This is a genomic window from Mesorhizobium sp. LNHC209A00, from assembly GCF_000502915.1.
Lineage (GTDB): Bacteria > Pseudomonadota > Alphaproteobacteria > Rhizobiales > Rhizobiaceae > Mesorhizobium.
The window spans coordinates 124,594-148,444 of sequence record NZ_AYWT01000005.1 but is presented as its reverse complement, the minus strand read 5'-3'; the positions used below and the strand labels follow the sequence as shown (position 1 = coordinate 148,444).

The 23,851-nt window shown below is 64.0% G+C and carries 18 protein-coding genes; 11 read left to right on the top strand and 7 right to left on the bottom strand.

Annotated elements, in window-relative coordinates:
• The first annotated feature begins 20 nt into the window (after positions 1-20).
• Positions 21-1,043 carry a zinc metalloprotease HtpX gene (gene htpX, locus X739_RS150600; RefSeq protein ID WP_023794823.1) on the top strand — a complete coding sequence of 341 codons (1,023 nt, stop codon included), beginning with the start codon at positions 21-23 and terminating at the stop codon, positions 1,041-1,043.
• Complete coding sequence (locus X739_RS150605) at positions 1,040-2,422, top strand: RsmB/NOP family class I SAM-dependent RNA methyltransferase (RefSeq protein WP_023794822.1); 1,383 nt, start codon at positions 1,040-1,042, stop codon at positions 2,420-2,422. Before htpX ends, X739_RS150605 begins: the two co-directional genes overlap by 4 nt.
• Before the next feature lie 101 nt (positions 2,423-2,523).
• On the opposite strand, the gene X739_RS150610 is transcribed toward X739_RS150605, so the two are convergent.
• Positions 2,524-3,456: a phytanoyl-CoA dioxygenase family protein gene (locus X739_RS150610; protein ID WP_023794821.1), complete on the bottom strand. Its 933-nt coding sequence runs from the start codon at positions 3,454-3,456 to the stop codon at positions 2,524-2,526.
• A gap of 421 nt (positions 3,457-3,877) precedes the next feature.
• On the opposite strand from X739_RS150610, the gene X739_RS150615 reads away from it, so the two are divergent.
• Both X739_RS150615 and purH read left to right on the top strand, forming a co-directional pair.
• Complete coding sequence (locus X739_RS150615; protein WP_023794820.1) at positions 3,878-5,602, top strand: heparinase II/III family protein; 1,725 nt, start codon at positions 3,878-3,880, stop codon at positions 5,600-5,602.
• Positions 5,603-5,707: 105 nt separating this feature from the next.
• Entirely contained in the window at positions 5,708-7,324 is a 1,617-nt protein-coding gene (gene purH, locus X739_RS150620; protein ID WP_023794819.1) for a bifunctional phosphoribosylaminoimidazolecarboxamide formyltransferase/IMP cyclohydrolase, read from the top strand.
• 160 nt (positions 7,325-7,484) lie between these two features.
• Here the strand turns inward: purH and X739_RS150625 are convergent, their stop codons facing one another.
• Together X739_RS150625 and X739_RS150630 are read right to left on the bottom strand one after the other, a co-directional pair.
• Positions 7,485-8,858 carry an MFS transporter gene (locus X739_RS150625; RefSeq protein ID WP_023794818.1) on the bottom strand — a complete coding sequence of 458 codons (1,374 nt, stop codon included), beginning with the start codon at positions 8,856-8,858 and terminating at the stop codon, positions 7,485-7,487.
• Positions 8,859-8,943: 85 nt separating this feature from the next.
• Positions 8,944-13,731 carry an NAD-glutamate dehydrogenase gene (locus tag X739_RS150630; protein WP_023794817.1) on the bottom strand — a complete coding sequence of 1,596 codons (4,788 nt, stop codon included), beginning with the start codon at positions 13,729-13,731 and terminating at the stop codon, positions 8,944-8,946.
• Between the two features lie 138 nt (positions 13,732-13,869).
• On the opposite strand from X739_RS150630, the gene X739_RS150635 reads away from it, so the two are divergent.
• From X739_RS150635 to X739_RS1000000170545, 3 genes are all read left to right on the top strand, one after another.
• Positions 13,870-14,433: a peroxidase-related enzyme gene (locus tag X739_RS150635; protein WP_023784205.1), complete on the top strand. Its 564-nt coding sequence runs from the start codon at positions 13,870-13,872 to the stop codon at positions 14,431-14,433.
• Positions 14,434-14,572: 139 nt separating this feature from the next.
• A complete protein-coding gene (locus X739_RS14260) occupies positions 14,573-16,198 on the top strand; it encodes an aromatic amino acid ammonia-lyase (RefSeq protein WP_023794816.1) in 1,626 nt (541 codons plus the stop codon).
• Positions 16,155-16,394 (top strand): hypothetical protein, encoded by a 240-nt coding sequence (locus X739_RS1000000170545; protein ID WP_023794815.1) that lies wholly within the window; start codon positions 16,155-16,157, stop codon positions 16,392-16,394. The genes X739_RS14260 and X739_RS1000000170545 overlap by 44 nt, the downstream gene beginning before the upstream one ends.
• 2 nt (positions 16,395-16,396) lie before the next feature.
• On the opposite strand, the gene X739_RS150640 is transcribed toward X739_RS1000000170545, so the two are convergent.
• The gene (locus X739_RS150640; protein WP_023794814.1) at positions 16,397-17,008 is read right to left on the bottom strand and encodes a LysE family translocator; all 612 of its coding nucleotides are present in this window, start codon (positions 17,006-17,008) and stop codon (positions 16,397-16,399) included.
• Positions 17,009-17,446: 438 nt separating this feature from the next.
• Between X739_RS150640 and X739_RS150645 the strand changes: the two genes are divergently transcribed.
• On the top strand, positions 17,447-18,073 hold the full coding sequence (locus X739_RS150645; RefSeq protein WP_023794813.1) for a DUF1062 domain-containing protein: 627 nt from the start codon (positions 17,447-17,449) through the stop codon (positions 18,071-18,073).
• A 55-nt stretch (positions 18,074-18,128) separates the two neighbouring features.
• Here X739_RS150645 and typA read toward each other — a convergent pair whose 3' ends face one another.
• Positions 18,129-19,958: a translational GTPase TypA gene (gene typA / locus X739_RS150650; RefSeq protein ID WP_023771793.1), complete on the bottom strand. Its 1,830-nt coding sequence runs from the start codon at positions 19,956-19,958 to the stop codon at positions 18,129-18,131.
• 198 nt (positions 19,959-20,156) lie between these two features.
• Here typA and X739_RS0134415 point away from each other — a divergent pair, with 198 nt between their 5' ends.
• Complete coding sequence (locus X739_RS0134415) at positions 20,157-20,438, top strand: hypothetical protein (protein ID WP_031247846.1); 282 nt, start codon at positions 20,157-20,159, stop codon at positions 20,436-20,438.
• A gap of 190 nt (positions 20,439-20,628) precedes the next feature.
• Here X739_RS0134415 and X739_RS150655 read toward each other — a convergent pair whose 3' ends face one another.
• Positions 20,629-21,912 carry an MFS transporter gene (locus X739_RS150655; RefSeq protein WP_031241337.1) on the bottom strand — a complete coding sequence of 428 codons (1,284 nt, stop codon included), beginning with the start codon at positions 21,910-21,912 and terminating at the stop codon, positions 20,629-20,631.
• A gap of 74 nt (positions 21,913-21,986) precedes the next feature.
• Between X739_RS150655 and X739_RS150660 the strand changes: the two genes are divergently transcribed.
• Together X739_RS150660 and X739_RS150665 are read left to right on the top strand one after the other, a co-directional pair.
• Positions 21,987-22,604, top strand: a complete 618-nt coding sequence (locus X739_RS150660; RefSeq protein ID WP_023771795.1) for a TetR/AcrR family transcriptional regulator — start codon at positions 21,987-21,989, stop codon at positions 22,602-22,604.
• A gap of 44 nt (positions 22,605-22,648) precedes the next feature.
• Positions 22,649-23,242, top strand: a complete 594-nt coding sequence (locus tag X739_RS150665) for a hypothetical protein (protein ID WP_023794812.1) — start codon at positions 22,649-22,651, stop codon at positions 23,240-23,242.
• Between the two features lie 9 nt (positions 23,243-23,251).
• On the opposite strand, the gene ppa is transcribed toward X739_RS150665, so the two are convergent.
• Positions 23,252-23,785 carry an inorganic diphosphatase gene (gene ppa, locus X739_RS150670; RefSeq protein WP_023794811.1) on the bottom strand — a complete coding sequence of 178 codons (534 nt, stop codon included), beginning with the start codon at positions 23,783-23,785 and terminating at the stop codon, positions 23,252-23,254.
• Positions 23,786-23,851: the final 66 nt, after the last annotated feature.

Sequence of the window (23,851 nt, the reverse complement as noted above, 5' to 3'; positions counted from 1 at the left end):
CATCCGGACAGGAGCAGACGATGAACACCATTCGCACCGCCATGCTTCTCGCCGCCATGACGGCGCTGTTCATGGGCGTCGGCTTTTTGATCGGCGGTTCGGCCGGCATGATGATCGCCCTGCTGGTCGCTGCCGGCACCAATTTGTTCAGCTACTGGAATGCCGACAAGATGGTGCTGTCGATGAATCGCGCCGTCGAGGTCGACGAGAACAACGCGCCGGAATATTACGCCATCGTCCAGGCGCTGGCCAAGCAGGCCGGCTTGCCGATGCCCAGAACCTATCTGATCGACAATGCGCAACCGAATGCCTTTGCCACCGGCCGCAATCCGCGGAACGCGGCGGTCGCCGCCTCCACCGGCCTGCTGCAGCGCCTGACCCATGAGGAGGTCTCCGCCGTGATGGCGCATGAGCTTGCCCACGTCCAGCACCGCGACACGCTGACCATGACCATCGTCGCCACCTTTGCCGGCGCCATCTCGATGCTCGGCAATTTCGCCTTTTTCCTCGGCGGCAGCCGCGAAAACAACAATCCGTTCGGCTTTGTCGGCGTGCTGGCGGCGATGATCGTGGCGCCCTTCGCCGCCATGATCGTGCAGATGGCGGTCAGCCGTACTCGCGAGTACGAGGCCGACCGGCGCGGCGCCGAAATCTGTGGACACCCGCTGTGGCTGGCCTCCGCGCTTGACAAGATCGCCCGCGGGGCCGAACGCATTCCCAATCCCGATGCCGAGCGCAATCCGGCTATGGCGCACCTCTTCATCATCAACCCCCTGCATGGCGAGCGCATGGACAGTCTGTTCTCCACCCATCCGAGCACCGACAACCGTATCGCCGCGCTGCAGGCGATGGCACAGCATATGGGCGAAGGCGCTCCGCCAGCCGCGCAGCGCCAAGCGCCGATGTCAGCGCAGGCCGACGAGCCGGAGATGACCGGACCGTGGGGCAAGCCAACCGCGCCAGAACCGGCGACCGAGCCGGCCAGCCCAAAAGCCAATCCGTGGGGTCGCAATCCGACCGGGCCCAAGGGCCGGTGGTCGTGAGCGTCGCGGGCAGGGCGGCACCTCGACCAGGCGATCAGGATCACAATGCGGGCGGCGAATTCGTTGCCGGCCTCGCCGCGCGCAAGGCGGCGGCACGGATGCTGGCCGCCGTCATCGACGCTCGCACGCCGCTCGACGGTCTAACCGATCACGAGAACGGCCATCCGCAATATAAGGCGCTCGACCTGCGCGACCGTGGCCTGGTACGCGCCATACTGGTCACCGCGCTGCGCTACCGCATGACCATAGCGGGGCTCCTGGCGCGGCGCCTGGAAAAGCCGCTGCCGCCCAACGCGACCGCCTTGTCGCATATTCTGCATGTAGCGGCGGCGCAGATCCTGTTCCTCGATATTCCCGACAGCGCGGCCGTCGACCTCGCGGTGACGCACGCCAAGTCCGATCCGCGTACGCAGCGCTTTTCCGGCCTGGTCAACGGTGTGCTGCGCACGCTCGCGCGGGCCAAGGAATCCGAGCTTCCGGCCGCGCTTGCCGCCGCCGACGAAGCGCCGAAATGGTTTTCCGACCGGTTGAAGGCCGCCTACGGCGCCGAGAAGGCCCGGCAGATCCTGGCTGCCCACCGCCACGAGGCGCCGGTTGATTTCTCGGTCAAGGCCGATCCCGAACTCTGGGCCGAAAAGCTTGGCGGCATTGTCCTGCCGACGGGCACGGTTCGGGTGGAGAAGCTTGCCGGCGCCGTCACCGAATTGCCGGGCTTCGCGGAGGGTGCATGGTGGGTCCAGGACGCGGCGGCCAGCTTGCCGGCAAGACTGTTCGGCGATGTCAGCGGATTGCGCGTCGCCGATCTCTGCGCCGCGCCCGGTGGCAAGACCGCGCAGCTCATTCTCGCCGGTGCCAAGGTCACCGCCCTCGACACTTCGAAGAACCGGCTGGCGCGGTTGACGCGGAACCTTGCGCGCCTCGGCCTCTCCGCCGAAATCGTCCAGGCCGACCTGCTCAAATACGAGCCGGCGGAGTTGTTCGACGGCGTGCTTCTCGACGCGCCATGTTCCTCGACCGGCACCGTGCGGCGACATCCCGACGTGCCGTGGACCAAGACGGCGGCGGACGTCGAAAAACTCGCCGACCTGCAACGCAGGCTGCTAGCCCGCGCCGTTATGCTGGTCAGGCCCGGCGGCCGGATCGTCTTTTCCAATTGTTCGCTCGATCCGCGGGAAGGCGAGGAACTCTGCCGCGCCTTCCTGGTCGACAATCCGGGGGTGACCACCGATCCGATCCGGCCGGGTGAATTTGCCTGTCTCGACCAGTTCCTCACATCTGATGGAGCGCTGCGCACCACGCCCGCCGACATGGTGCTGGGCGCACCCGCGATTTCCGGCCTCGACGGCTTCTACGCAGCCCGCATGCGACGCGTCGGCTAAAGCAATCCCAGGAAAAGTGTGTGACGGTTTTCCGTCCGGAATTGTGCGATAACAAAGAGTTAGAGCAGGCGGTGATCCCATCGAACGCTGAACGCTCTAGACTAAAGCATGTCATCAAGGCTCCAATGATTGCCCCAGCGGGCATCGATTTCGTCGTCGACATTCTGGTAGCGGATATCCGTCGACAGCCGGATCAGCCCATCGAGGCTTTGGTTGGTCGTGGAGGCATGGATCATGTAGGGCGAGTGAAGGACGATGTCGCCCGCTTCGAAATCCGCCATCAGCCAGCGCGTGTCGAACCGCTCCGCCATATCGGGCAGGTCCTTCGACACCCAGCCGCCCTCACTCATGTTGCGATTGTAGGCACTGATGCGCTCCTGCGGACTGAGAGCGGAATTGTCCTTGTTGAACTGTCTCTCCAGGGCGGCGCCGACGGCATGTGATCCCTCCAGGTAGACCAGGCCGCCCATGTCGACGGTCGTGTCGCCGATCGGTATCCAGGTCGTCACCACCCGGTTGGTGCCTCCGCGCAGATAGACGAGATCGTAGTGCGCGGGCGTCGCTATGGCCGTTCCGGGCAAGGTGAAGCGCATGATCTTGCGTTTGTGCAGATAGGATAGGCCGCCCACGAAAGCGTCCATCAAGCGCGCTAGGCGCGGCTGCGCGCAAAAGCCCTCATAACCGGTTGACCGAACCACCGACATCAGCCGGCGCTCGGCCAACTGACGGTCGACGGCACGACCCGAAGCGATGCCGAGCGAGGGATCCGTCCCGGGTTCCAAAAGTCCGCTCTCGGCGAGATGGGAAAGCACCCAGCCACGAAAATCAATCACTTCCCTGCGGGGCAAAAGGCCCTTCAGCCACACATAGCCTTGGGTCGTATAAAGATACCGGATGGCTTCAATGCCGACGGACGGGTCGGTCGCGGAAAGGTATCCGAGCCTGTTCGGCATTGTCGACAGCCGCTTGCCGTCGGCTGTGAGGGCAACCGGCGGGATGTCCGGAAATGCCTGCTCATCCGTTGATACCGACATCTCATCACCTGGATCGTTTCGACCTTGGCCGGAGAATACCTTATCATTCGGACCGCTCCCATGGATAGGAAACCGACCTCTATTTGCTCACGCCTTTCAGCCCTGCATCCTGTTCGCCGGGCAATTGCTGGCGGTATCGATTCGATCGAAACGGTTGCGACGAGGGTCGGGATCGGCGATGCCTTCCGCGCCGCGGCTCTTTCGGGAGCGCGAAAACGGCTGGCCCAGCGCGTTTGGCCGCCTCGCCAAGAAGACATAAGTTGCAGGGCAACCGGCTGTATGGCCCGGAAAAGACGTGACTTTTTTAGGGGCGACCCGGCCGCGGCCCCGTTAGGCGCCTTACCGAGGCGAAATCCGCCTTCGCATAAGTTCTTGAATCATATAAGCTTGTGCTCGGGATAGAGGACGACCAGGAGGGGTTTTGGCACTTGCTGCCGGCAACACGACGCGTCTGTGGACGCTGGTCGCGAAGGAGTTCTGGCGCAAGACGCGCCGGCGCCTGCGCGCCGGGCCGGTCTATCGCTGGCGCTATTCGGGCCGCACGCCCGAACGTGTCCTGATCGCACCGCCGGACCTGCGCCTGGCCGATCCGCAGATCGCGCTCGAGATCTACTACGGCCGTTATCCTCTGTCGGGCCACCTGGTCGAGACCGGCGGCAAATCCCCTTTCCAGATCAATGTCCCCAACCACGGTTGGCAGAAAACGCTGCATGGCTTCCGCTGGCTGCGCCATATGCGCGCCGCCGGCACCGAGCTTGCCGCCGCCAATGCCCGTGCCCTGGTTTCGGACTGGATCGCCATGCATGGCAATCATATTTCGGGCGTTGCCTGGGAGCCAGGCACGACGGCCAAACGCATCATTGCCTGGCTGCAGCACTCCTCCATTGTGCTGCAGGGTGCCGAGTTCCCCTTCTACCGCGCTTTCCTGAAATCGCTGGCCATGCAGATCCGCTATCTCAGGTCGATGGCGCGCGAAATGCCCGACGGCAAGGACCGGCTGCGCGCCCGCATCGCGCTGGCCTTCGCGGCGCTGTCCCTGCCGGCGCCGGCCTCGGCGCTGCGCGGCGCCACCCGCAACCTCGCCGGGGAACTCAATCGCCAGATCCTTGCCGACGGCGGCCACATCTCGCGCAACCCGATGGCGGTGCTGGAAATCCTCGCCGACCTCCTGCCGCTGCGCCAGACCTATGCCAACCAGGCCGAACCGCCGCCGCAGGCGCTGATCGGCGCCATCGACCGCATGCTGCCGGCACTGCGCTTCTTCCGCCACCAGGACGGCAGCCTCGCCCGCTTCAATGGCATGGGCGCCACAATCCATGACCGCATCGCCACCATCCTGCGCCATGACGACACCGCCGGCGCGCCGCTGCTGCATGCGCCGCATTCGGGCTATGAGCGGCTGGCGATGGGCGGCACCACCGTCATCGCCGATACCGGCCTGCCGCCACCGGTCGACGTGTCCAATGCAGCGCATGCCGGCTGCCTCGCCTTCGAACTGTCGTCGGGCCGCCAGCACTACATCGTCAATGCCGGCATCGACACCTACGGCGCCGCCGAGTTCCGGCCGCTGGCCCGCGCCACCGCCGCGCATTCGACAGCTACCATCAACGACACGTCTTCGGCGCGTTTCACCCACGCGCTGCGGGTAAACGACCAGTTGGGTTCACCGTTGATCGGCGGCCCGCAGCAAGTGCAGTGCAAGCGCATCGACCAGAAGGGCGTCCACGGCTTCATCGCCCGTCATGACGGCTATCTCCAGCGTTTCGGCTTCCTGCATGAGCGCGAGCTGAAACTCTCCTCGGACGGCAATGTGCTGGCGGGCCGGGACCGGTTCCAGCGGCCCGGCAGCACTGCGATCCGCAACAATGGCCGCGATTTCATCACCGTGCGCTTCCACGTCCACCCCGACATCAATCTGCTGCAGGACGAGCAGGAGCGGCTGGTCCTGACCGGCGATCAGGCCGATACGTGGGTGTTCACCTCTAGCGAAGTGGCGCCCGAAGTTGAGGAATCGATCTATTTCGCCGGTCTTGGCGGTCCGCGCCGCAGCCGCCAGATCGTGCTCGCCTTCAAGGCGTCCGAAGTTGCCGAAGTCCACTGGCAGCTGACCCGGACAAAGATCGCCGGTTATCCCGAGAACAATTGAGCTTGCGGCGGCAATGGCACGCCGCAAAATAAGCCAACGCTTGATTTCCGAGCCTCATGTGCTACGGCGCGGGCACGCTCCTCCAGACATGAAAGGCCGCCAGCCATGGCCGTTCCTGCCAAGAACATTCCCGCCCCCGACCTCGTTCCGGTCCGCCGTGCGCTGCTCTCCGTCTTTGACAAGACGGGCTTGATCGACTTTGCCAGGGCACTGGCCGCGGCCGGCGTCGAGCTGGTCTCCACCGGTGGCACGGCAAAAGCGATCACCGAGGCCGGCATGGCGGTGCGCGACGTCTCCGAGCTCACCGGCTTCCCCGAGATCATGGATGGCCGCGTCAAGACGCTGCACCCGTCCGTGCATGGCGCGCTGCTTGGCGTGCGAGACGACCCCGAGCACGCATTGGCGATGCGCAAATACGGCATCGAGCCGATCGATCTCGTCGTCTCCAATCTTTACCCGTTCGAGGAAGTCCGCCGCTCCGGCGCCGACTACGCGTCGATCGTCGAGAACATCGACATTGGCGGCCCGGCGATGATCCGCGCCTCGGCCAAGAACCACGCCTATGTCGCCATCGTCACCGATCCCGGCGACTACGCCGCGGTGCTCAACGCGCTGGAGATGAACATTGGCTCTCTGTCGCTGGATTTCCGCAAGAAGCTGGCGGCCAAGGCCTTCGCCCGCACCGCCACCTACGATGCGGCGATCTCGGGCTGGTTCGCCGAGGCGCTGGAGATCGGGCATCCAACCTGGCGCGCTTTCGGCGGCAGGCTGGCCGAGGTGATGCGCTACGGCGAGAACCCGCACCAGGGCGCCGGCTTCTACGTCAATGGCGACAAACGGCCAGGCGTCGCCACGGCGCGGCAGCTGCAGGGCAAGCAGCTATCCTACAACAACATCAACGACACCGACGCCGCCTTCGAACTGGCCGGCGAATTCGATCCGAACCGCTCGGCCGCCGTCGCCATCATCAAGCACGCCAACCCGTGCGGCGTGGCCGAAGGCACATCGCTGAAAGCGGCCTACGCCAAGGCGGTCGCCTGCGATCCGGTCTCGGCGTTCGGCGGCATCGTCGCCTTGAACCGCACCCTTGACGCCGAGGCAGCCGAGGAAATCGTGAAAACCTTCACCGAGGTGATCATCGCGCCCGACGCCACCGACGAGGCTGCGGCAATCATAGCTGCCAAGAAGAATTTGCGCCTGCTCGTCACCGGCGGCCTGCCGGACCCGCGAACGGCCGGCACGACGGTCAAGTCGGTTTCGGGCGGCCTGCTCGTCCAGGGCCGCGACAATGCCGTGGTCGACGACCTCAACCTGAAAGTGGTGACGAAGCGCGCGCCGACGCCGGCTGAAATGGCCGATCTCAAATTCGCCTTCCGCGTCGCCAAGCACGTCAAGTCGAACGCCATCGTCTACGCCAAGGACGGCGCCACGGTCGGCATCGGCGCCGGCCAGATGAGTCGGGTCGATTCCTCGCGCATCGCCGCGCGCAAGGCGATCGACGCGGCGGAGACCGCAGGCATGGCGGAGCCGTTGACCAAGGGCTCGGTGGTCGCTTCGGACGCCTTCTTCCCCTTCGCCGACGGCCTGCTGTCGGCCATCGAAGCCGGTGCCACCGCCGTGATCCAGCCGGGCGGTTCAATGCGCGACGACGACGTCATCGCCGCCGCCGACGAACACGGCGTCGCCATGGTGTTCACAGGCGTGCGGCATTTCCGGCACTAGTCTAACCTGCCGCTCGGCGTTGAGATGCTCCACGAATTCGCTCCGCTGAGTCGACTGGTGCGGTTTTCGAGAACCGAGCGGAGCGGACATTGGTATCCGTGAGCACCGGAAGCGTGGAAAATCGCGGCAGGGCGGCCAGTAGGGTGAATTATCGAAGGGTCTACTCCGGCCGATCCGCCGGATACGGTGTGCGAACCAGGATCGCCATGCCGATGGCCAGGAACAAAATAATCGCCGCCATGCCAAGCCGGGCCGAGCCGCTGGTTGCGGTAATCGTCGCCACCATGAACGGAGCCAGGAAACTGGTTGCCCGACCGGCCAGCGCGTAGATGCCGAAATAGCGGCCGGATTCGGCTGCGGTCACGCTGCGCGCCATGTAGGAGCGCGACGAGGCCTGCACCGGCCCGAAGGCCAGGCCAATCAGCAGGCCGTACATGATGTAGGCCTTTTCGGCCGCCGTACCGAACAGGCCGCCTGAGTCGGCGGTCGAAAGCTGGATCAGGCCGAGCAGCGTGAATCCAGGCCCGGTGGAGACCACGCCGATGGTGGCGATGGACAGCATGACCAGCGAAATCATCACCACCGCCTTGGAGCCCAGCGCGGTGTCCAGACGGGCGGCGACCCAGCAGCCGAAGATGGCGACGACATTTAGTATGATGCCGAACATCCCGATCTCGGTGATCGACCAGTGGAACATGCCCGCCGCGAAGGTGCCGCCCAGCGCCAGCAAGGCATTGACGCCATCCTGGTAAATCATGCGGGCGACGAGAAAGCGGAAGATGCCGCCACGCTTGCGCACCTCGGCCAGCGTCGACTTCAGTTCCGACAGGCCTTCGCGCACCGCCGGCCCGATCGGGATGCCCTTAATGGCGTCGGGCGTAAAAAAAAACATCGGCAGGATGAACAGGAAATACCAGCCGGCGGACAGCGGCCCTGTGGCGCGAGCATCCTCGCCCAGCTGCGGATCAAGCCCGAACAGCGGGGTGATGCCGATGATAGTCTTGCCGGCCTCCGGCGAGCCGGCCAGGCACGTGACGACAAAGATCAGTGCGATCATGCCGCCGAGATAACCGAGGCCCCAGGCCACGTTGGAGACGCGGCCTATCTCGCTCTTCGGCACTAGCCGCGGCATCATGGAATCGTTGAAGACTGTGGAGAACTCCGCTGCCACCGACGCAAGCGAGAACAGCGCCACGATCAGGAACAGGTTGGAACCCGGCGCGGCGAACCAGAGCAAGCTAAGACTGGTGACCTTGATCGCCGCGAAAAACGCGATCCATGGCTTGCGCGGCCCTGTCTGGTCGGCGATCGAACCGAGGATCGGCGACAGCACCGCGATGACCAGCCCAGCCGCGGCGATGCCATAACCCCAGACGGCTTGGCCCGTGGTCGGATCGTCCGCCATGCGCGAAACGAAATAGGGGCCGAAGATGAAGGTGGTGACGACCGTGAAGAACGGCTGCGCCGCCCAGTCGAAGAACATCCACCCCCAGATGCCGCGCCCGGATGCCCGCTGCACTGTCTCTACCGCCATAGTGATTCCCTCGGCGTCCGCTCCGCCCATTTCGGGCGCCATGTCTGCATGTTTCGAATGATCATGCAAACGGACAACCGCTGGCTCACATCCCCGTCAGATCGCTCATCAGCCCCGACGCAACCGACAGCCGCGACACGGTGATGTCGCCGCCCTCCGTCAACGCCTGCAGCCGTTCGCGGATGCGCGCCACCCGCTCGCCACCCGCTTCCAGCCAGGCCGCCACCGGATCGGCCGCCTTACTATGGCCGGTAAGCGCGGCGATAGCGATGCCGCGCCGCGCCGCGCCGATCGTGTCGGTGGCGCGGGACAGAGCGAGCTGGTCATAATAGTCCGATGGCGTGATCGAGCGCGCCGCATCCTCGACGCGCGGGATGCGGAAGGCATCGCTGACGGCGAAGAACGCCTTGCCCGCGGCGACGATGTCGGCGCCGGCCGTGCGCGCCGTCAGCGCGATGTCGGGGATCAATTCCGCCACCTCGCTCAGCGCCAACTGCTCGGCCAGCTTTTCCGGGGCGCCCGCCTTGAACAGCCCGTGCCGCTTCTCCTCGATCCGCTCGCGCGAAAAAGCCGGCAGCAGCGAAACAAGCTTGGGCTCCAGCGCCTTGCGCGCATCCTGCAGTTCGGCGATGCGCTGGCCGAGCGGTGCCGTGCCGGCATCGTTCTTCAGATACCAGCCGCTGCTCATATAGATAAGCCGGCTCAGCATCTGATAGAGATCGAGTTGCACCTGGCCGTCGACTTGGTTGTCGATCGCGTCGATCTCGCGATAGAGCGCGGGCAGCGCAAAGCCATCGCGCACCACGGCGAAGGTGCGCACCACATCGGCTGCGGTGCGCCCCGTCGCTTCCTGCAGCCGGTTGACGAAGGACGGCCCGCCGCGATTGACCAGGTCGTTGGCGACGACGCGGGCGATGATCTCGCGGCGCAGCCGATGGCCGTGGATCTCGGAAGCGTATTTCTTCGCCATCCGGTCAGGGAAATAACCCATCAGGTCGCGGTCGAAATGCGCATCGTCAGGCACGTCGCTGGCGACGATGTCGGAAAACAGCACGATCTTGGCATAGGCGAGCAGCACGCCGAGCTCGGCCCGGGTCAACGGCTCACCGCGCGCCTCGCGCTCGGCAAGGGCTGCCGGCGACGGCAGTGTTTCCACGACACGATCGAGCAGGCCGCGCGCCTCCAGCGCCGTCATGAAGCGGCTCTGATGCGCGATGTCGGCGAGGCCGCGTTTGCGGGCGATCGAAAGCGCCAGCGTCTGCTGGTAGTTGTTGGACAGCACCAGGGAGCCGACCTCTTCGGTCATCTCGGCTAGCAGCTTGTTGCGCGCCGGCCGCGTCAGCGATCCCTTGCGCATCGCCGACGCCAGCGCGATCTTGATGTTGACCTCGACGTCGGAGCAGTTGACGCCGCCCGAATTGTCGATCGCGTCGGAATTGCAGCGGCCGCCATTCATGCCGAACTCGATGCGCGCCCGCTGCGTCACGCCCAGATTGGCGCCCTCGCCGATCACCTTGGCGCGCACATCCAGCGCCGTGATGCGGATGGCATCGTTGGCGCGGTCGCCGACCTCGGCATTGGTCTCGGTCGATGCCCTAAGATACGTGCCGATGCCGCCGAACCACAAGAGGTCGACCGGCGCCTTGAGGATGGCGGTCATGATCTCGACGGGTGTAGCGGTCGTCTTGGCGAGTCCTATCGCCGCCGCCGCGGCAGCCGGCAAGGTGATCGATTTCTGGCTACGCGAAACGATCACGCCGCCGTCCGACAGCTTGGTCTTGTCATAGTCCTGCCAGCTCGAACGCGGCAACGCGAACATGCGCTCGCGCTCTGCCATCGAGGCCGCCATATCGGGATCGGGATCGATGAAGATGTCGCGATGGTCGAAAGCGGCGATCAGCCGCGTTTTCGGCGACAACAGCATGCCGTTGCCGAACACGTCGCCCGACATGTCGCCGACGCCCACGACAGAGAAGGGCGAGGTCTGGATGTCGCGGTTGATCTCGCGGAAATGCCGCTTGACCGCTTCCCAGGCTCCCTTGGCGGTGATCCCCATCTTCTTATGGTCGTAGCCGGCCGAACCGCCGCTTGCGAAGGCGTCGTCGAGCCAGAAGCCGTGCTTTTCGGAGATGGCGTTGGCGGTGTCGGAGAAGGTTGCCGTGCCCTTGTCGGCGGCGACGACGAAATAAGGATCGTCCTGGTCGCGGCGCACGACACCCGCCGGCGGAATGACGCCGTCGAGGCCGATATTGTCCGTGATCGACAGCAGGCTGGAAACGAAGTTCTTGTAAGCCGATGTGCCGGCCTCGAAGATCGCGTCACGTCCGGCGCTCATCGGCAGTTTCTTGGGATAGAAGCCGCCCTTGGCGCCGACCGGTACGATGACGGCGTTCTTGACCTGTTGTGCCTTGACCAGGCCGAGCACCTCGGTGCGATAGTCCTGGGCGCGGTCGGACCAGCGCAAGCCGCCACGCGCCACCGGGCCGAAGCGCAGGTGCAGGCCTTCGACCTCCGAGCCGTAGACGAAAATTTCCCGCCATGGCCGCGGCGCTGGCAATCCCTCGACCGCCTGCGACTCGAGCTTGATCGCCAGCGATTGGCCTTTTTCTTTCGTATCGGCAACGAAATGATTGGTGCGCAGCGAGGCTTCGATCAAGTTGAGGTAGCGGCGGATGATGGTGTCGTCGTCAATGTTGGGCACATCCTCCAGCGCATCCCTGATCTTTGCCTTGAGGTGCTTTGCCGCCACCACGCCTTCGGTTTCGGCCGTGGGACCGAGCCGGGCGATGAACAGCGCGTGCAGGCCGCGCGCGATCTCGGGATAGCGGTTGAGTGCGGCGGCGATGAAATCCTGGCTCTGCGGGATGCCGACCTGCTGCAGGTAACGGCCATAGGCACGCAGGATGGTGATCTCGCCCGACCACAGGCCGGCGGTCTGGGCAAGGCCGTTATAGCCGTCATTGTCGACGTCGCCGCGCCACACCGACAGGAAAGCGTCCTCGAACAGCGCGCCGCCGTCGGCGAGGTCGATCGGCTTGCCGTAGCTGTTCTCCAGTTCCATGTCGTGGATGAAGACCAGGCCCGACTGGTCGTCGCCGACTTCGAAAGTCCGCTCGCTGATGACGCGGAAGCCTATGTTCTCCAGCACAGGAACGCGCCGCGACAGTGCCACGGGGCTGCCATGGTGATAGATCTTCAGCGCCGCCTGGTGGGGCTTCTGCTCGGCATGCCGGTAGTAATCGATGGCGATCGGATTGCCGGCGCTGATCTTGGCGATGCGTCCGGCATCGGCCAGCGCAACGCCAGCGCTGAACGTATCCCGGTAGCTCTCTGGCAGCCGCGCGGCGATGGCTTTCAACGCCGGGTCGCTGCCGCTGGCTTCGGCCGCATCGGCAAGCGCATCTTCCCAGGTGCGCACGATGTCGCGGATCGCCGCCTCTATCGTCGCCTGCTCGACCTTCGGCGTCTTGCCGCCGGAGCGGCCGATGATGAAGTGCACGCGCGCCAGCCCGCCTTCCGGGAAAGCCGGGTAATAGGCCGACAGCCGGCCCTCGAACGCGGTTTTCAGATAGGCGCCGATCTTCTCGCGCACGACGCTGTCGTAGCGGTCGCGAGGCACGAAGACCAGGATCGAGACGAAGCGGTCGAACTGGTCGGCGCGCACCAGCGCCCGCACGCGCGGCCGCTCGACCAGGCCGAGAATGGCAGCGGCATGCTTGCGCAGGATCGGCACCGGCACCTGGAACAGCTCGTCGCGCGGATAGCTTTCCAGCACGTTGATCAGCGCCTTGCCGGAGTGGTCGTGGCGGTCGAACCCCGACTTGGCGATGATGGTTTCGGCCTTGGACCTGAGATACGGGATCTTCATCACCGAGCGTGTGTATGCGGTCGAGGTGAACAGTCCGACGATGCGCAGTTCGCCCGCCAACGCACCCTTGGCGCTGTAGGTCTTGACGCCAATGTAATCGAGATAGATGCGCCGGTGCACCAGCGACTTGGCATTGGCCTTGGTGACGATCAGCGGCTCCGGTCCGTGCAGGAAGGCGCGGATTTCAGGCGTCGTCGTCACGGCCTCGGTGCCGCGCCTCAGCACCAGCACGTCCGGGTCGGTCAGAATGCCGAGGCCCGGTTTTTCGGCGCGCTCCAGATTGCCGCTTTCCTCGCCGCCGGTGTACTTGAATTCACGCATGCCGAGGAAGGTGAAATTATCGTCGCGCAGCCACTCCAGGAAGGCGATAGCCTCGGCGACGCTCTTCTTGTCGAGCGGCACCGCCGAATAGCGGAATTCGGAGATGGCCTGATCGAGGCGGGCCAGCATCGGTCGCCAGTCGTTGACGGCGGCATGCACCTGGCCGAGCATCTTGCGCAGCCGCTCGGTCAAGCCATTTGCTTGTTCGGGCGTCAGCCGGGGAATATGCACATGGATCACGCTCAGCCGGTCGTGGCTGCCGTCATCCCTGGCGAAATTGCCATCGCCGAGGATTTCCTCGACGCCCGTCTTGCCGTGGCGAACCGTGACCACCGGATGGGTGACCAAGGTCGGTTCACCGGCGGTTTCTGTAACCTCGCCGAGAATGGAATCGAACAGGAAGGGCATGTTGTCGTTGACGACCGTGATGACGGTCACCGGGCGGCCTTCGCGAACCACGCCCGAATCGGCTTCGACGGCGACGACGCACTCACCCTTATTGTGGGCGGCGACCGCCTGACCGGCCAGATCGGCGGCACGCTCGAGGTCGGCCACGTCATAGGCGGCGATGTCTTCCGCCGGCGCCCGGGCGAGCAGGTAATCGGCGAGCCTGGCCGGCCTGTCGTCGGCCTTAGCCGCAGGTGCCTTCTTCTTCGACTTAGCTGCGGACTTCACGCTGGCCATGACGCTTCTTCCCTCCCGTCGCATGCTTTTGCGACTATGGTAGCAGATGACCGCTGTTTGGCGACAAAGGTTTGACGGCTTGCCAAGAATTCTCGGAATTCGGCGGCAAGGCTTCGCATGACGAGGAGAAATGACACGATGACCGGCAAAATCACCGCGCTAGACCTGGCCGCCGGAGAGCTGAGCGAGCCGACAAAAGCCTATTTCGCCAAATGCGAGGAAAAGCTCGGCCTCGTCCCCAACGTGCTCAAGGCCTATGCCTTCGACGACAAGAAGCTGCGGGCCTTCACCGACATGTACAATGACTTGATGCTGGGCGAGTCCGGCCTGTCGAAACTGGAACGCGAGATGATCGCGGTCGCCGTCTCCTCGGTCAACCATTGCTACTATTGCCTCACCGCGCATGGCGCGGCGGTGCGCCAGCTCTCGGGCGATCCCCTGCTTGGTGAGATGATGGTGATGAATTTCCGCGCCGCCGATCTTTCGCCGAAGCAAACGGCAATGCTCGAATTCGCCGTCAAGCTTACCGAGGAGCCGGCCAGGATCGTCGAGGCCGACCGCGCTGCCCTGCGCCAAGCCGGCTTCAGCGATCGCGACATCTGGGATATCGCCTCGACCGCGGCCTTCTTCAACATGTCGAACCGTGTCGCGTCCGCGATCGATATGCGGCCGAACGACGAATACCACGCCATGGCGCGATAGGGCCACGCGCGTTCCACCATCGGTCCTACTTCGCATCAAGCGTTGACAGGCGAATGCCGCCAGCTAGTTTTCCGGAAACAAAATTTCCAAGGGGTGAAACTTGATGCCCGAGGCCAACGCTTCGTGAATGGGATCCCCTATGCTTGATGCAATTGCCAAACCCGGGATTTTTCTCCGCGCCCTGAGCATGACGCTGGCGCTCGCCGCTCCACCCGCTCACGCCTTCGAGGCGTCATCTGTCTACCAGCCCATTTTCGAGACAGCGGCGGCCAAGACAGTAACCTTGACCGGCCACGACCTGACCGTCGAACAGGTCATCGACATCGCCCGCAATGGCGCCAAGGTCGAGCTCAGCCCCGAGGCGCTGCAACGTTCGACGGACGCTTATGGCCTGCTGCTCGAAGGTGCCGCCGAGGGTATCACCATCTACTGGTTCAACCGTGGCGCCGGCGACCAGCGCGAGACGGTGATCTTCTCGGGCGATCCGACGACGCCCGAAAACAGCAAACTGCTCAAGGATCAGCAGCTCGCCCGCTTCAAGGGTGGCGTCAACAGAGGCTACGGGCCGGAGCTGCAGGAAGAAGCGCTGGTGCGCGCCATCATGGCGATCCGCGCCAACACCATGTCCTACGAGGCTGCCAGCCCGCAGCTGACGCACCTGCTGGTCGACATGCTGAACAAGCGGGTGACGCCGGTCGTGCAATCGCGCGGCACGTTAGGCGAAGGCGACCTCGCGACGCTCGGCAATATCGGTGCGACCATGGTCGGCGAAGGCGAAGCCTATCTCGATGGCGTCCGCATGCCGGCCACACAGGCCCTTTCCCAGGCCGGTCTGAAGCCTCTCGAACCTTTCGCCGCCGACCAGGCCGCGCTGATCAGCACCAATGCCTACGCACAGGCACAGGCGGTGCTTTTGCTGGAGGACGCGCGAAAACTGCTGGAGTGGACCGACCTCAGCTACGCCATGGGGCTGAACGGCATGAATTCCAGCGTGACGCCGATTTCCGCACCCGTGCAATCCATGCGGCCTTACCCATGGCTGACATGGGATGCCGCGCGGGTCATGGACATGATCAAGGGCAGCTATCTCTTCGATCAGGACCAGGCCCGCATCATCCAGGATCCGGAAAGCATGCGTGCCTCCAGTCAGCGCCAGGGCTCCGCCTGGCAGGCCTGGGCGGATCTGCGTCAATCCGTGCTGCTCTCCATCAATTCGTCGGATCACAATCCGGCCGTGCTGCCGGGCCTGACGCCGCAGAGCTCGCCTGAGCTGAGCACGCCGCAATTCATGAAATATTATATCAAGGGCGGGCCGCTGAGTGGCGGCAAGTCCGGCTATATCTTCTCCAACGCCAACTGGGATCCTTATCCCATGGCCAATCAGGTCGAGGCTTTCACCATCTCGCTCACCAATCTCGGTGTCGCGGTGGCGCAGCGCATCGAGCGCTTCCGCAACCCCTTCTTCACCGTGGTCAAGCCGGCCGATGTGCTGAAGCCCGACGAGCGCAAGGACATCCCGACCTTCGATGGCTATCTGCCGACCGATCTCTGGCAGGAACTGGCCGACCTCGGCACGCCGGTGACGCCGAATGGCCAGGCGATCGTCGCCACCGTCGAGGACCTGGAAGGGCAGACCCGCATCATAGACGCAACGCGCCCGCGAGGCGGTCGACATATCCTTCCATCTCTTGGCGCAGGACCTGTTGACGGCGAGCTATTGGATGGAAATCCGCAAAGCGCAGAATCCGCAGCGGAAATTCGGTGAGGCGCCAACCGCGGCGCTCGAGGCGCTGCGCCAGGTGATCCCCTGGCATCAGGAGGCATCGGAACGGCAAAAGCGGCCGCTCGGCATGGTCGCCTACGATTTCATGCAGGAGAACCCGGCCTCGAAATTCTATTCCGGCGGACCGCCGGCACCGACGGCCGCCGCCATGCCCGCGGCCGGCGTTTTGCCCAGATAGCCTTACCGCGCCGCGATGGCCGCCGCCGCACCGGCCATCGTCGTGGCGCTGACGCGGTTGGCGATCTTCATGGCGCGGTTGCTCCTGAGGAGCTTGCGCGCCTGCGAGGCGGCGAGCACCCAGGCGAGATCGATGGCGATCAGCACCACCGCCATGGTCGCCGTCAGTTCGACCCAGCCGACGAGACTAACCGAAGCGAGGTCGATGATGGTCGGCAACAGCGCCAGGTAAAACATCATGATCTTGGGATTGCCGAGCGTGACGGCCATGCCGGCGAAGAAAAGCTTGCCGGCCGAATCCTCACGCGGCATCTCGCCGTCCTTGGCGTCGACCGGCGCCGTCCACATCTTCCAGGCAAGATAGGCCAGGTAGAGAACGCCGACCCATTTTACGACGACGAAAGCGAGATGGAAGGTCTGTGCCACCACGGCCAGCCCAAACACCGCCAGCGACAGCCAGATGCCTTCGCCGATCCACATGGCAAGCAGGAACGGAAACACATCGCGAAACCCCTTCGAGATAACGCGCGCGACAAGCGCCGCGATCGATGGGCCAGGCGAACCGGCGGCCACGAACAAGGCGGCGGCGAAGATCAGCAGCGAGGCGAGGTGCATGGCGAGGGTCTCTGCGTCAGGGCTCCATCAATCACAATAACCCAACAGCTGGGTCTCTGGCAAAGGCAAGACAATATGGACCATGGCCGCCGTCTCTACAGCATGGCTTGGCGAGCCCCTTGCAGCCCCAGCGTCACGCCGCTAGAAGGGCCGCCGCGAAACAATTTCGAGCTTCACTTTGCCCCAGTAACCACCGGTCTCGTCAACTCCCCCGACACACCTGCATGGCGCCGCATCAGCGGTGCCCGTTTGCAATTTTCATGTGTTCCTCTGGGCGGCGGTTCGAGACCGGTTTGGCATTGCTGAACCGCTGTCGCTCGGCTTTCCGCTAGCGACACCTGACATCACAATCTCCGCAGCCACCCGCCACGCCGCGCCCACATGGGCATCTCGATAGCGCCGACCGGATGAACTTCCCAACGGGAAGGACTTACCGGCATGTCTTCGGCCCTGCGCATCCACTGGACGATCGCGCCTGAAATCGCACCACGCCCCCTGATCAACTGCAATCGCTGCGGCTTCGTGAAAGCCTATCGCTGCAGCGAGAAATTCCGCGTCAACGCCAACGGCAAGCGCATCGACGTGTGGCTGATCTACCGCTGCGTCGACTGCGACAATTCCTGGAATTTCGGCATTCTCGAGCGCTGCAACCGGCGCGATATCGCGCCGGCACTGCTGGCGGCGCTCGAAAGCAATGATCCGGCACTGGTCCGGAGCCATGCCTTCGACATCGTCGCCCTGCGCAACCAGGTGGGACGCGTCGAAGAGTTTCCTGACGCCGTCGTGCGCAAGCGGGTGATCGGCGGGATTAAGCAAGGCGCGACGGCGCTGGAACTTCGGCTCGGTCTGGAAGTACCGGTATCGTTGAGGCTCGACCGGCTGCTTGCCAACGAACTGGGCATCTCGCGGTCGCGGCTTCAGGCGTTGGATGAGCGGAGGCTGCTGACCATCGAGCCGGATGGAGCAAAGGCCCTGCGCAAACCGGTCCGAGAGGGAGTGACAATCCGCATCGATCTCGCCAGCGAGCCCGACCGGCGGACCATCATCTCGGCCGCTGGTGGATGAACGAAAGAAGGCGGAGCACAAGTGCTCCACCCTCTCAAACTCGGAAAAGCAAACCTTACGCCGCGCCGACCGCCTTCGACGACTTCTCGAAACGCTTGCGCTCGTTCGGGTCGAGATAGAGTTTGCGCAGGCGAATGGTCTTCGGCGTCACTTCGACCAGTTCGTCGTCCTGAATCCAGGCCAGCGCGCGCTCCAGCGTCATGCGGATCGGCGGGGTGAGCTTGACCGCCTCGTCCTTGCCGGCGGCGCGGATGTTGGTCAGCTTCTTGCCCTTCAGCACGTTCACTTCGAGATCGTTGTCCCGGCTGTGGATGCCGATGATCATGCCCTGATAGACCTTGACGCCGGGATCGATGACCATCGGGCCGCGGTCTTCGAGGTTCCACATGGCGTAAGCCACCGACTCGCCCTGTTCGTTGGAGATCAGCACGCCGTTCGTGCGACCAGGCAACTCGCCCTTATAGGGCTCGTAGGCATGGAACAGCCGGTTCATCACGGCGGTGCCGCGCGTATCGGTCAACAGTTCCGACTGGTAGCCGATCAGGCCGCGCGTCGGCGCGTGGAACACGATGCGCTGGCGATTGCCGCCCGAGGGACGCAGCTCGACCATTTCGGCCTTGCGCTCCGACATCTTCTGCACGACGACGCCGGCATGCTCCTCGTCGACGTCGATGACGACTTCCTCGACCGGCTCCAGCAATTCGCCGTTCTCGCCCTTCTGCATGACGACGCGCGGACGCGAGACGGCGATCTCGAAACCTTCGCGGCGCATGGTCTCGATCAGGACGGCGAGCTGCAATTCGCCGCGGCCGGAAACGAAGAACGAATCCTTGTCGGGCGATTCTTCGATTTTCAGCGCGACATTGCCTTCGGCCTCGCGCAGCAGACGGTCACGGATGACGCGGCTGGTGACCTTGTCGCCTTCGGTGCCGGCCAACGGGCTGTCGTTGACGAGGAAGGACATGGTCACGGTCGGCGGATCGATCGGCTGTGCATGCAGCGCCTCGGTCACCGCCAGGTCGCAGAACGTGTCGGCGACGGTGCCTTTCGACAGGCCGGCAATGGCGACGATGTCACCCGCCTGCGCTTCTTCGATCGGCTGGCGCTCGAGGCCACGGAAGGCAAGGATCTTGGAGATGCGGCCTGTCTCGATCTGGGTGCCGTCATTGTGCAGCACCTTGACCGCCTGGTTGGACTTCAGCGTGCCGCTCTCGATGCGGCCGGTGATAATGCGGCCGAGGAACGGGTTTGCTTCCAGGATGGTGCCGATCATGCGGAACGGGCCGGGATGAACAGTCGGCGCCGGCACATGCTTGATGACGAGGTCGAACAGCGGCGCAAGCTGCTGGTCCTTCGGGCCTTCCGGATTTTCCGACACCCAGCCATCGCGGCCCGAACCATAGAGGATCGGGAAGTCGAGCTGCTCGTCGGTGGCGTCGAGCGCGGCGAACAGGTCGAACACCTCGTTGACCACCTCGACATGGCGCGCGTCCGGCCGGTCGATCTTGTTGATGACGACGATCGGCCTCAAGCCCACCTTCAGCGCCTTGCCGACGACGAACTTGGTCTGCGGCATCGGGCCTTCGGCGGCATCGACCAGCACGATTGCCGAATCCACCATCGACAGGATGCGCTCGACCTCACCGCCGAAATCGGCGTGACCGGGCGTGTCGACGATATTGATGCGCGTGTCCTTCCAGTCGACCGAGGTCGCCTTGGCCAGGATGGTGATGCCGCGCTCCTTTTCGAGATCGTTGGAATCCATGGCACGCTCGGCGACGCGCTGGTTGTCGCGGAAGGAGCCGGACTGTCTCAAAAGCTGGTCGACCAGGGTGGTCTTTCCATGGTCGACGTGCGCGATGATCGCGATATTACGGAGGTTCATGATTCTGGTCTCGGAAGCGTTGCAGGCAGCAGGCCAAAGGCGCTGCCTCTTTCGGTTGCGCGGCTCATACAGGGTTTTTCGCAGTTGCGAAAGGGGACGCGCGACACCAAATACTCATCAAATCTTAAGCATCTGCGTGTGAAATGATTTTGTTAACCAAGGCGGGAACCTTTTCAGGGCCCGGACAGTTCGAACGTCATGACCGATAGACTCAACCGATTTTGGCCGCTTATCGCTTCCGCCGCCTTTGCGATGCTGCTGGCGGCCAACGCCGCGCAGTCGGCCGCGACGCTGAAGGAAACGCGGCACGTCTTGCCGGATAACTCGCCTTCCGCGCAGCAGGCCTTTGCCGACGCGCCCGACGGCGTCGACCCGGTGGTGACCGGCCCGGTCAGTGCCGCCTTCAAGCAGAGACAGGCCAGCGCAAACTGCGATAGCGCGGTTTGGCCCAACATTCCAATGGTCTGCTACCCCGATTGATCGTTCGCGCCTGTCCTTACACGCTGAGATGTGTTGAGGTTCAGGTCAGGCCGAGCCGAAAATGGTGGATTCGAGAACCGGAGCGGAGCGTACATTTTGTACGTGAGCACAGTTCTACTGCAACGCAGTAGAACTGGAAGCGCAGGAAGCCGCTGTTTGCAGGCCGGCCTTACCTGAACATGGACGCGCCTCAAGCCGGCTGCGGTTCCGGATCGAAGGCCGGCCGGCTGGTGTTGATCAGGAGCGAAATACAGGCCGCCGCGATCGCCGTCATGCCGGCGATCAGGAACGCCAGTTCGTAATTGCCTTGCAGTTCGCGCATCGTGCCGCCGAAGGCGGCGGCGGTGGCGGCACCCACCTGATGGCCTGCCACGATCCAGCCGAACACGATCGGCCCGCTGCGGTCGCCGAAGGCTTCGTTGGCGAGCCTTAAAGTCGGCGGCACGGTGGCGATCCAGTCGAGACCATAGAGCACGGCGAAGATGATCAGGCTGGTTGCCGAGAAGCCGGAATAGGGCAAATAGATCAGCGACAGGCCACGGATGGCATAGTAGACGCCGAGCAGTTTGCGCGGATCGTAACGGTCGGTGAGCCAGCCGGACAGCGTCGTGCCGATCAGGTCGAAAATACCCATCATCGACAACAGGCCGGCCGCCTGCACCTCGCCGATGCCCATGTCGCCGCAGAAGGCGATCAGATGCGTGCCGACCAGCCCGTTGGTGGTGAAGCCGCAGACGAAGAAGGTGGCGAACAGGTACCAGAAAACCCGCGTCCCGGCGGCGCGGCGCAGCGTGTTGAGCGTATGCGCCAAGAAATTGCCCTGTGACGCGGGCGAAGTCGGCGGCACATCATCCGCCTCGGCGCCATAACGCACCATGCCGATCGAGGACGGGCGCTCCGGCACCAGCAACCAGACCAGAGGGATCAATGCCGCGGTGGCGATCGCGACAGCGATAACGACAGGCTGCCAGCCGCCTGTCTGGGCAAGCGAGGCGATCAGCGGCAGGAAAATCAGCATGCCGGTGGCGCTGGAGGCCGACATCAACCCCATGACAAGACCGCGATTGGTCTTGAACCAGCGGTTGACGATGGTGGCACCAAGGACGCTGGCGACAGCGCCGGATCCGATGCCGGAAAAAACGCCCCAGGTGATGAACAGATGCCACGGCTTGGTCATCAGCAGGCTGAGCGTGGTCGAGGCCGACATCACCACCAGTGACGCCAGCAGCGTGCGGCGCAGCCCGATGCGTTCCATGAGCGCCGCGGCGAACGGACCGGTCAGCCCATAGAGCAGGATGCCGACGCCCGCGGCGAGCGAAATGACGTCGCGCCGCCAGCCGAAACTGTTTTCGAGCGGCAGCATCATGACCGAAGGCGCCGAGCGCAGGCCGGCCGCGATCAGCAAGCAGAGGAAGATGACGCCCACCACGACGAAAGCGTAGCGCTGGCCAAAGGGACGGGATTGAGCTATCATGTTACTGACCGGTACGTTGCAAGGTGGGAGCATGTATACGTACCGACCGGTAACATTGTCAATCGAGTCCCATCATGCCAAGCGACAAAAATATTGAACCGACCATCAGCGACGGTCATGCGTCGGCGCCACCCAAGGCCGCCAAGAAGATCCTCGACGTGGCCTATGACCTGTTCTACCGGCGCGGTATCCGGGCGATCGGCGTCGACGAAATCGTCAAACGTGCCGGCGTCACCAAGCCCAGCCTCTATCGCAGCTTTCCCTCCAAGGACGAGCTGGCTGCCTCCTACCTCAGGCAATACGATCTTGAATATTGGGAGCGTTTCGACGAGGCCGTCGCCGCCAATCCCGGTGACCCGCGCGCTCAGATCAAGGCTTTTCTGACCCGCATCGGCAAGCGAACGCAAGTGGCGGACTATCGCGGCTGCGGAATGACCAATGCGGCGGTCGAATATCCCGACCACAGTCATCCGGCTCGCGTCGTCAGCGAGGCCAACAAGCAGGAATTGCGCCGCCGCCTGCGCGCCATGGCGGCTGCGATGGGCGCGCAAGACCCTGACACGCTGGGCGACGGGTTGCTGCTGCTTATCGAAGGCGCCTATATCAGCGGCCAGCTGTTCGGCCTCGGCGGACCCGCGCAGTCGGTTGCCCGCAACGCCGACTTGCTGATCGAAGCCAGCTTGAAGAAATAGCGATTGGCGATACGCTGGGGCGACCTCCAAGAGAGATCTCCGCCATGCGCAGCCTGTTGATCCCGCTCACCTTCGCCCGCCTTTGCCAGGCGGCACAGGCCGGCGACATATCCAGCACCTACACCGACCTCGACTGGAAGAAGGACTGCGTGACCTATGCGCGGGCCGAGCAGGGCGACGGCGACTGGGCCGACCTCGCCTGCTCCGGCTATCGAGGCTATCCCGTACTGGTCGGATATGACGACGCCCGCGAATCGCTGTTCTATGGTTTTCCGCCCGGCGGCGACATGACGTCCGCCTGGGAAAGTTTTTCCGCCTTCAATTCGTCCGGAGCCAAGGTCGAGTGGCGCGTCGAAACGAATGGCGACAAAGCCGTGCCGTTCGCGGCCATCCACCGTCGCTCGATCAGCAATGGCGAGGACGAGACCAAGAAGACCGAGGTGCTGCTCGTCGCCAAGGTCGCCCAGATGGACGCCCGCGAAGGCTGCACCGTCGGCCTGGTGCTGGCCACCGGTAACCCCGCCGCCAATGACCAAGCGCGCAAGATCGCCGACGAGAAGGCAAAAGGCTTCGCCTGCGGCAAGGACAAGCGCGTGGTGATTGGCGACGTGCCGGCTTTCGGTCGGGTCGATAACTGACCGCTCGAGCTACTTGCTCGTCTTCGCCCGGTCGATCGCGTCCATGATCATCTTCTTGGCGTATTTGGAATCATGCCAGCCTTCGATCTTGACCCATTTGCCAGGTTCCAGATCCTTGTAGTGCTCGAAGAAGTGCTGCACCTGCTGGCGCGTGATGTCGGGCAGTTGCGTGTATTCGGTGACGTTCTCGTAGCGCAGTGTCAGCTTCGGCGACGGCACCGCGATGATTTTTTCATCCTGGCCGGCATTGTCTTCCATGATCAGCACACCGATCGGCCGCACGTTGATCACGCAGCCCGGCACAAGGGCGCGTGTGTTGCAGACCAGCACGTCGATCGGGTCGCCGTCGCCCGACAGCGTGTGCGGCACGAAACCGTAATTGCCGGGATAGCGCATCGAGGTGTGCAGGAAGCGGTCGACGAACAGCGTGCCGGCCTCCTTGTCCATCTCGTACTTGATCGGCTCGCCGCCGATCGGCACTTCGATGATGACATTAACGTCCTCAGGCGGATTCTTTCCGATGGCTATGGCTTCGATGCGCATGTCTTTTGTCCCTCTCTCGATTGGCAGGAGATAGCGGGCGGCGCAAAATGGTGCAATGCGGCGAAT